This is a genomic window from Macrococcoides caseolyticum (assembly GCF_002902665.1).
GTDB classification, from domain to species: domain Bacteria; phylum Bacillota; class Bacilli; order Staphylococcales; family Staphylococcaceae; genus Macrococcoides; species Macrococcoides caseolyticum.
In genome coordinates this window covers 4,495-13,906 of record NZ_PPRM01000042.1, presented here as the reverse complement: position 1 = coordinate 13,906, position 9,412 = coordinate 4,495, and the positions used below count along the sequence as shown (strand labels likewise).

The window sequence follows — 9,412 nt, the reverse complement described above, 5'->3', positions numbered from 1 at the left end:
TTAATTATATTATATAACAATTTTTAGAATATTTAAATATTTATTTAGAAATAAATAGAACTAGCAATAATATGCTAGTTCTATTTCAAAGTTATAACTTTATACATTTAAAGAAAATAAAATCCGGTCGATGGATAGTACCTGCAAAAACTTCATAATGAGCCTCACGATATTATTTACAGCTAAAAATTGAGATTATCTCAAAATTATAAATAACCCAAATCACACATACTCGTCTATCATCAGAACTTCTACTTCATCAGACCAATGCAAAACTGTAGATACGAAATCATTAATATCTAACCCAGGCATTTCATATGTTTCTGAATTATTAACTGTTGCACAAGCATCTTCGATTACTGTAACTTTAAAGCCAAGTTCATTAGCAATAATCGCATTAAATAAAATACAATATTCCATATTAAAACCGATAATGATTAGTTCAGTAACTCCAAGTGAAATTAAATATTGTTGCAAATCTGTATCTTTAAAAGCACTGGGTTTATTTTTAGAATAAATCTTATCGGCATTTTTATGAATAACTGGGTCTAAAGGAAGTGGCTTATTTGTTTCGTGATTAATAAGTTCCACCGCAATGATAGGTAATTTGTTTTCTTTAAATACTTCTACTAGATGAATAGCATTCTTCTTAACTACTGAAAAATCACCTTTTTCTAAAAAGTGTGTATGAAAATCAATAACTAATAAAGCTTCCAAAATATCACCTCAAAATAAATAAAAAATTCATTTGTCCATGCAAAAAAATAATAAAATTACATAATATATTAAAGAATATGTAACACCCTCAAATTAATGTATTACATTTATTATAAAGGATTTTCGAAAAATTAAAATGAAATAAAAGGAGAAAACTATGAAAATATATCCTTTGGAGAAATTGATAATCACAATTCATTCAGTAAGAATACAGAGGTATTCTTTGAAGCTTTGGAAATGCATGAAACAAGAACGAATAATGGTTTAAATGCAGTTATTATTGAAAGCCCAGATTTAAAAGATGATCTGTTTCAATATAATCAATAAATTCTCCCATTTTAATATTGTACAAATTTTCTGATAATGATAAGATGAATGCATTAAAAATAATAAAAGGTGATCTCATATGTAATGATTTTTTTCTAATTCATCAATTAGACGTAGACTTACAAGTCAATAAAAACAATTAAATAAGTTGTATTTGTAAGTCTATGATCTTCTTAAATTAGGAGGAAATCATGAAAGGATTTACAAATAACTTTAAATACTTATACTTTAGTCAGTTATTCGCCAATACGAGCGATAATATTTATATTATTGCACTGATTGCTTATCTATATGAATTGACTCACTCTATTCAATTAAGTGCATTAGTTCCTATTTTCATCACATCTGCTTATTTTGTAAGTGGATTTATCGCACCAATTATATATTCTAGATTTCAAAAGCAATATATTTTAGTGTTTAATCAAACGATGAAATGTGGCTTGCTGATCATATTGATCGGTACAATGTATATTGAATTGCACTATATCTATATATTAGGGTTAGCATTTATGATTGCGTTCTTAGATGGTTTTACAAATCCATTAAGCAACACATTAATCCCCTACTTTGAGTTAAAGGATAATATACTTAGAGCAAACGGAAAAATTAGCAGTATGAATAATATGATACAAATTTCAGCCTGGGCATTAGGCAGTATATTGTTAGCATTCCTGCATAGTGATGGATTGATTATGTTTTGTATCATCTTGTCTATCATATCTGTGATATTTATGATGAAGATAAATTTTAATATTAATACTGTAGAGAGTGAGCGTATAGGTTCCAAAAATTTCAAAGCGGTTCTTAAAAGCAATCGTACCAGCTACAGTCAATATTTAAATTGGAATACTTTCATCGCGTCATTTGGCCATGCTGTCTGGATTGCTGCAATAATGATCGCCTTTGTAAAAGAATATTTAAATGCCCCATCTTACTGGTTTGGTATTATCAACGCGGCATTTTTCGTAGGTTTACTTGTCGGATCAAAGATGATTCATTTGATTGAAAGATTTAAAATGGTGCACTTCTATTACAGTGGATATATGCTGCTTTCACTCATTACGTTCATCTTCGGGATTAACAGATGGTTAATACTAGCTGTCCTGCTATCATGGCTTTATGGCATTATAGAACAGCTATTGTCTATATCACTACACACAGAAATCCAAAAGCATTTAAATCATGAAACACTGCTTGATACTTACACACTAAATCAGAGTATATATAGTTTAGGATTTTGTTTATCAACATTTGTGATGTCGATACTAGCAGAACACACTAACTTAACATTCGCATTTGTTGTAGCTTCGCTTGCTTACTTATTGGTTTGCTTTCTAACATATCGATATAAAAATATATTCTAAAGCATAAACCCATCGCTCAAATGTTTGAGCGATGGGTTTTTAAAATCAGTATATTTAAGAGTAAAAAGTAATAATTGTATACATAATATCTCGTGAGTGGTACAATATTATTGTACAAGGAGGCGATGAAATGAAAGTCACAACTTATTCTAATGCAAGATCAAATTTTAGAAAAATAATAGATATTGTTAATGAAGACTGTGAACCTTACACAATCACAACAAATACGTATAATGCCGTGATATTATCTGAACAAGATTATAATAGTATGATTGAAACACTTTATTTACAGAGTACACCAGCGAATGCCGAAAGATTACAAAAAGCGATTGATGAATCAATTGATAAAAATAACTTACTTCAAGTTGAGATTGATTTAGATGCCTAAGAAAAAGATACTATTTTATTCAAGTGGTTTTGAAGATTATACGTACTGGCAATCTAACGATAAAACTGTATTAAAGAGAATAAATAAACTAATAAAGAGTATTATGATTGATGGTGCAAATGAAGGTATAGGTAAGCCAGAAAAATTATTAGGAAACTATACAGGTTGCTATAGCAGAAGGATCACTCATGAACATAGGCTCGTATATAAGATAGAAGATGATTCCATTTGTATTTTACAATGTCGTTTTCATTATAAAAGGTAGAATAGCCATTCATTAGACTATCCTACCTTAATTTTTTTATAAATTTTATAATTAACTTCATCTCTTTTACTTTGAATCGTCTCAAATCGTTCTATCATCCATGGTTCCCAGAATGTCTGTCCTTGCTTGTTAAAGACATATTCGTCATCAATCGCATAACATGCATGTGTAAGTAAATCGTCATAATAGAAACAGATAATATCTCCACTGCTAAATGAAGATTCCACTTCTTTGTATCCAAGACGGTTAAGGAAGAGCATAAAGGTTTCCTGATGCACCCACTGTTCTAATATAAATGGATTTTTAGTTAATGCATACAGTGTTGCCGACAAACAATTTGCGCCATGGTTTTCCGGGAATTTATTATGCAATGCAGTAAGATGAGATATTCTACTGAACTGCGTTATATCTGTTTTGCTAGGTTCATCATCGAACTGTTGGATAAATCTTATTTGTTCTTTTTGAGAGAGCGTATCCCAATATGCTGAAGTTATTAATCTATCATCATTGATCAGCTGCGTACCATTATCGATCATTTCTTGTTTCAATGCATCTTTAAATGTATTTTCTATGCTTTCATACCATCCTGGTTCGGCTACAATAACAAATTCATATGTCAGATGCCATGTTTGATACGTTGAATGGTTAACAACATTCGATAAACTACTGTTTTTCTTAAACTCTTCTTTCAGAACAACTAAGGTGTTTAATAAATTATGCTGATGTTCATTTAAGAAAGCTTCTGATATAAAGAAAAGGTCAAACTCAAACTTCAAATTACGCATGTTAACTACCCCACTTTAATATACTTACAATATCTATGCCATAAATCTGGTATTACTTCATCTAAATTTTGTTCAATTTCATTCGGTGCTACCCACTTAGCATCAACAACTTCTTCAGCCTGAAGATTAAATGTAATGTCATTGGTTGGTGATTCGTATAGATAAGTCTCAGTAATATAATGTGAATGCATGGTATAACCTTTGAATTGAATATCATCTAAAGGCGCAAATATACCTGCTTCTTCAAGTAACTCACGATGTGCAGCAAGTACACCATCTTCTCCTGCAACAGCAGATCCTCGACTACATTCCCATTTCAAACCAAGTGGTTTATCAGGATGACGTTGTGTAAGTAGCAAATCACCATTTGGTTTCTGTATCCAGATTTCTACTACTAAATGGTACAATCCATCAGGTACTGTAACGCCTCTTTCATGGAGGATACCAGTTTTTTGTCTATTCATATCTAGAAGTTCCCATATTTCACTCAAGTGTATCCCTCCAATGATGTAATTCGCAATATTATTTATACCATTTAGGTATTACCATATTAAAATCTTCATAATACTTACGTTGTACTTCAAATTCTTCTTTCATCACTTGTATTTCTTTGTGACCAAATGGGACTGCCCATGGTAATGAAGAAAAGATATTCGTAGCGATATAAACAGATAATACTTCCCAAAAATCAATCGGTACTTTATTATCAAAATATCCATCAACGTGCCCTCTACTAAAAGCCTCACTCGTGTTCACACACCAGCTGATACGATTGAATTCTTCAAATGGTTCACCGATACTACATCTATCAAAATCAATAATCCACAGTTTACCTTTTTCATCAATGACCATATTCCCTACATGATAATCGCCGTGGTGGTAGACAACAGGTTTATCGATGATACGATTTTCATACTTTTCTATTACACTAAATAAACACTGATCATTATCGTATTTATATTCACAGTTTAGATACATCGATTTCTTACGTTCGATTTTCTTTAGAAAAAAGTCACGCCATCCAAACTGCTCTGCTCCAGGTATAGCATGAATGACTTTCAATATTCTCCCGGCTTCAAGACCAAGCTTATATTGTTCTCCTAAAGTTAATGTCGGTAATATTTCTTTAGCTTCATGACCTTCAATCCATTGATATAGTAAACAATAATGATTATGATACTCGCCGTGTGATACTAATTGTTGCACTGGAAGGCCAAGGTCCATGCACTGTTCAACTAAATTAATTTGCAATTGAATATCCTCTATTCTATCAATAGAAGAAAGACGTAATAGATATTTATCATCTAGAGTTGTAACAATATATTTTTTGTCATCTGACCAGCCTTTGTTAAAGCTTTCTAACTTCAAAAAATGAAAGCCTGGCAAGTGATCATTTAAATCATCAATATGCATGGCACCCTCCTAAATATGTGTTTTAAAATAATGCGCTAAAGATACCTTTCTCCCTTCTTTATCCCAATCATGATAAAGTTTAAATAAACGTGATACATCTCCATCTACAAGACTTACAAACTGAGTGACTTTAACAAAACTCATCCAGTAATGTAACATAATATATTCCTTTGGGTGTGAGTAAATATCATATGTAAAGTGTTCTAAAGGTAGGTCACCGAATTCATTTAAATAATATTCATAAAGTGACTTTTCAAGATGATATATGTCTTCGAATAACTGTTCATCAAAAAAGAACTTTCTAGGAAGATAAGTCGCCATTCCTTCTTCAAACCACATATCTTCACAGGTTGGTTTCTCTTCATCAAATTCAGCAAGAAATAGATCAATATGATGCGCGAGTTCATGTCCTAATATTGCAAGCATCTCATCTTTAGTGTGTTCGGTATAAAATGACGTATATTTATCTTTTAAAACTTCTGGAAGCAACGCTGTTAAATATTGTTCCCAATAATCACGATCAGCACACATATAAATCGCTTCATCTCTCGTAAAAGCAGGTACTGGCTTTTCGAGTACCTCCTCCATCACAAAACGTGATGTCCAGAATACACCATGTGGTATATCCTTTAACTGAAAATTATCTATAAGGTATTTTTCGAAATCATTAATTTGTGTATGGAAATATGTAATATCAGCATGATACTTATTTAGATCAGTAGCTTGTTCAAAAGTATAGATTGGTTTCATTAATATGCACCTTTCTGTGTTTATCATAAGAAAAAAATATATAATGACATTATACAGAAAATTCTTACAAAAAGGTGATTCGATGTTAAAACAAGTTTATGAAATCAACGATGAAATTTTAGAGTTATTGTTATTAGCAGACCCTTCGATTGAAATGATTAATCGATATATTAGTGAAAGTTCAATCTATATATTAGAACAAAGTAAACCTATTGGTGTTGTCGTATTAAAAGAAGTTAGTGAATCAACCATTGAAATAATGAACATTGCAGTAAGTGAAGCTTATCATGGGAAAGGTTACGGTAAGGTGATCTTAAAAGAAGCGGAGAAAATAGCGAAGCATTCAGGATACGATAAGTTAATCATTGCCACAGCGAACTCAAGTCTGAATCAACTCGCGTTATATCAAAAGTGTGGATTAAGAATTCAAGAAATAGAAAAAGACTTCTTTATCAATGAATATAAAGAAGTCATTATGGAAAATGGTATTAGGGCGATGGATAAGATAATGCTCAGTAAAGTTGTAAAGTGAGCACCCATAGTATCCATACGCTGAATAGATTGTTAAAATTCCCATGTTTATAAGTAATTTCTTTATTTTATCTTTATTATCTACTACAGGTTTTCGATATAATGGATTATCTATTTTTTAGTTATTAACTTTAACTGACACTTTCAAAGTAAATTTCATCCTCATCATAATAATCAACTGAGCTGCTGACAAATACATGTGTAATGATCACGAACGTATGATTTACATCTTCAACGTTATGAATTGCCGGAAATGTGAATGGAATTGTTTCTGATCCTCTGTTTTCGATAGTAAATGATGCTAATTTCTCATCTAAGTATTCGAATTGACTCATTTCATCCTTATTTTTCTTACGTTCAATTAATGATAATTCTATGTGATCGATCTCAAGTCCATCTAATTCATGTACATCCACTACCCCGTTAATATCTTCGTCTAACCTGAATGATGTTTTCTCCAGCTTTGTGTTGATTTTAGAATCTCCAATACCGATAGATGTTAATAATTCTTTAAACATAATAACCCTCCTGATATAAGTTACTTCTATTGTCGCATAGTTAATTGAAAATTTAAAATAAAGTAATAACATCAAATCAATCAAGTATTCTTTTTATTATGTTTATTTTCACCTATAATAGGTAAAGTAAATATAAAATTAAATATGTTAGGAGAATTCTATGACAGGATTATTTACATTACTCAAAAAAGGGAGTAAATCCTCTTTAATTGCAGCAATCGTCAACTTTATTTTAGGTACTTTAAAGCTAGTTGCCTATATATTTACTGGTAACGTTGCAATGTTCGCAGAGATGATGCACTCTTATGGTGATGCTGCAAACCAACTTTTTGTCTGGGTCGGCTCAGCTGTTTCTAAGAAAGCACCGAATGAAAGATTCCCGTTTGGATATGGCCGTCTGGTTAACATCGTTTGTTTATTCGCCGTGATCATCGTTGCGATTTTAGCTTATGAAACAGTGTTAGAGGGAATACATCATATTATGAATCCAACGCATCAAGAGCAATCGTTAAATCAATTTTTAATTGCTATTGGTGTATTATTGATCGGTGTTGTATTAGAAGGATCAGTATTATATAAAGCAGGACAAGAAGTACTTGAAGAAGTTCACAAACCTGCCACTGGCCTTCATCCTTTAACTACTAGTTTTGCTAATATTGGAAGTGCCAAACCTGCAACGAAACTGGTATTCATGGAAGATACAGTAGCAACTGGCGGAGGATTCATTGCTTTAATCGCTATTATTATTGCTCGTTTTACAGGATGGAGCCAAATTGAAGGTATCGTTTCTGTTATCATCGGTCTAGCAATGTTCTATGTTGTGTTTAAAGTCTTCATGGAAAATGCGGCTGGTGCAATCGGCCGTGCAGATGAAGAGATGGAAGTTAATGCTTCTAAAGTGATATTAGAACATCCTGATGTTTCAGATATCAAACGCCTTGTTGTAATGAAAGAAGGAGAAGACAAGCACGTTGAAGCATTGATCGAAGTTTCAAACCATGAATTTAATTTAAGAGAATTAACTGAAATCAAAAAGTCGGTAACGAGTGCATTATTAAAACAGCCTCATGTTACAGATGTTAACGTCGAGATTATGGAAGACGACGGCATGGACGACTGGATAAGTGGTAATGGATCATCTGTTAACCGTAATATCTATGAATAGTATATAATAGCATTGAACAATAAATTTTAGACGTTAGGAGAATGTTTATGCCATTCGTAACAGTAGAATTAGTTGAAGGTCGTTCTGAAGAACAGTTAAAGAAAATCGTTGAAGAAGTAACGGAAGTTGTAAGCCGTAACTCTGGAGCGCCGAAAGAGAAAGTTCATGTATTTATTGAAGAACTTAAAAAAGAGCGTTATGCAGTAGCGGGTCAATTATTATCAGATCAACAATAAAAACAGGAGAAGCAATCGCTTCTCCTGTTTTTATTCATTTAAGAACTTCTGTATCGCCTTTTTATTCATTTCTTTATCTATTTCAAGCACAGCCCCTGCTTCAGGATAGCTTGCCTGTTGGAAACTTCCTTTTACTGGTACGGTCAATGTGCTCTGCTTCTTGTCTCCACGGATTACAAAGCTTGTTCCCATTCGAAATATCTCGCCATCTTTAAGGTCGGTATTGACATAACCTCTTGCAATTCCAGCTAATTTCGGTGTTTTAAAGAACACAGGAAGACTGACCATTTCTTGTTTTAACGCAGAAATTACTTGCTGCTGACGTCTTACGCGTCCAAAGTCCCCTTCTTCATCATGTCTAAAACGAGCATATCCTAATAATTCTTTACCATTTAGATTATGCTGACCTTTCTTTAAAGATACACCGATATTCTCAGACATATCCTTTTCCACATTTACCGGTACTCCAGACGGTGAGATTTCATCTACCATGGCTTCGAACCCTTTGAAATCTATAATTGCATAATGTTCTATTGGAATACCTAAATTTTTCTCTATCGTCTTACGCAGTAACTCTGGCCCACCTAACGTGTAGGCTGTATTAATTTTATAGTTTCTATATCCTGGAATTTCAGCATATATATCGCGCATGACTGAAATGATTTTTACCTTCTTATTAAGGAAGTCGTATTGTGCGATCATAATAGAGTCCGTTCTTGCTGATCCATCAATCATGCGATCTTGACCTAAAATTAAAACATTTGATTTACCGTCTTTATTAGATACTCCATTAAAGTCATAGTTGACATGCTTTTGCCCATGTCTTGCTGCTAAATCAAGGCCACTATTATAACTTGATTTGATAAAAACTACTATCAGTATAAGTAATAAAACTAATCCCAAAATTACAAATGGTAGTTTTTTTAATCTGATTTTCTTTCCTTTTCTTCTTG

13 protein-coding genes are annotated in these 9,412 nt (G+C 32.3%); 6 read left to right on the top strand and 7 right to left on the bottom strand.

Annotated features, from left to right (window positions below; translation table 11 throughout):
* Positions 1-222: 222 nt before the first annotated feature.
* Positions 223-717: a cysteine hydrolase family protein gene (locus CD152_RS06775; protein WP_157820952.1), complete on the bottom strand. Its 495-nt coding sequence runs from the start codon at positions 715-717 to the stop codon at positions 223-225.
* A gap of 518 nt (positions 718-1,235) precedes the next feature.
* On the opposite strand from CD152_RS06775, the gene CD152_RS06770 reads away from it, so the two are divergent.
* The 3 genes from CD152_RS06770 (at position 1,236) to CD152_RS06760 (ending at position 3,061) form a co-directional block, all read left to right on the top strand.
* Positions 1,236-2,408, top strand: coding sequence for an MFS transporter (locus tag CD152_RS06770; protein ID WP_101140592.1), 1,173 nt, complete (start codon positions 1,236-1,238; stop codon positions 2,406-2,408).
* A gap of 130 nt (positions 2,409-2,538) precedes the next feature.
* Positions 2,539-2,796: a type II toxin-antitoxin system Phd/YefM family antitoxin gene (locus CD152_RS06765; protein ID WP_101140593.1), complete on the top strand. Its 258-nt coding sequence runs from the start codon at positions 2,539-2,541 to the stop codon at positions 2,794-2,796.
* Entirely contained in the window at positions 2,789-3,061 is a 273-nt protein-coding gene (locus tag CD152_RS06760; protein WP_101140594.1) for a Txe/YoeB family addiction module toxin, read from the top strand. Before CD152_RS06765 ends, CD152_RS06760 begins: the two co-directional genes overlap by 8 nt.
* A gap of 17 nt (positions 3,062-3,078) precedes the next feature.
* Here CD152_RS06760 and CD152_RS06755 read toward each other — a convergent pair whose 3' ends face one another.
* Genes CD152_RS06755 through CD152_RS06740 form a run of 4 tightly spaced genes read right to left on the bottom strand, consistent with a single transcriptional unit; the run spans position 3,079 to position 6,009 of the window.
* Entirely contained in the window at positions 3,079-3,846 is a 768-nt protein-coding gene (locus CD152_RS06755; protein WP_101140595.1) for a hypothetical protein, read from the bottom strand.
* 5 nt (positions 3,847-3,851) lie between these two features.
* Positions 3,852-4,337 (bottom strand): NUDIX hydrolase, encoded by a 486-nt coding sequence (locus CD152_RS06750; RefSeq protein ID WP_086038668.1) that lies wholly within the window; start codon positions 4,335-4,337, stop codon positions 3,852-3,854.
* A 31-nt stretch (positions 4,338-4,368) separates the two neighbouring features.
* Positions 4,369-5,259: an aminoglycoside phosphotransferase family protein gene (locus CD152_RS06745; protein ID WP_012656930.1), complete on the bottom strand. Its 891-nt coding sequence runs from the start codon at positions 5,257-5,259 to the stop codon at positions 4,369-4,371.
* A 9-nt stretch (positions 5,260-5,268) separates the two neighbouring features.
* Positions 5,269-6,009 (bottom strand): hypothetical protein, encoded by a 741-nt coding sequence (locus tag CD152_RS06740; protein WP_101140596.1) that lies wholly within the window; start codon positions 6,007-6,009, stop codon positions 5,269-5,271.
* Positions 6,010-6,091: 82 nt separating this feature from the next.
* Here CD152_RS06740 and CD152_RS06735 point away from each other — a divergent pair, with 82 nt between their 5' ends.
* Positions 6,092-6,541, top strand: coding sequence for a GNAT family N-acetyltransferase (locus tag CD152_RS06735; RefSeq protein WP_101140597.1), 450 nt, complete (start codon positions 6,092-6,094; stop codon positions 6,539-6,541).
* Between the two features lie 130 nt (positions 6,542-6,671).
* On the opposite strand, the gene CD152_RS06730 is transcribed toward CD152_RS06735, so the two are convergent.
* Positions 6,672-7,058, bottom strand: coding sequence for a sporulation protein (locus tag CD152_RS06730; RefSeq protein ID WP_157819825.1), 387 nt, complete (start codon positions 7,056-7,058; stop codon positions 6,672-6,674).
* A 160-nt stretch (positions 7,059-7,218) separates the two neighbouring features.
* Here CD152_RS06730 and CD152_RS06725 point away from each other — a divergent pair, with 160 nt between their 5' ends.
* Positions 7,219-8,223 carry a cation diffusion facilitator family transporter gene (locus CD152_RS06725; RefSeq protein WP_012656926.1) on the top strand — a complete coding sequence of 335 codons (1,005 nt, stop codon included), beginning with the start codon at positions 7,219-7,221 and terminating at the stop codon, positions 8,221-8,223.
* 47 nt (positions 8,224-8,270) lie between these two features.
* Positions 8,271-8,459 carry a 2-hydroxymuconate tautomerase gene (locus CD152_RS06720; RefSeq protein WP_041635987.1) on the top strand — a complete coding sequence of 63 codons (189 nt, stop codon included), beginning with the start codon at positions 8,271-8,273 and terminating at the stop codon, positions 8,457-8,459.
* 30 nt (positions 8,460-8,489) lie between these two features.
* Here CD152_RS06720 and CD152_RS06715 read toward each other — a convergent pair.
* On the bottom strand, positions 8,490-9,412 hold a 923-nt coding region (locus tag CD152_RS06715; RefSeq protein ID WP_103214578.1), incomplete at its 5' end, for an LCP family protein.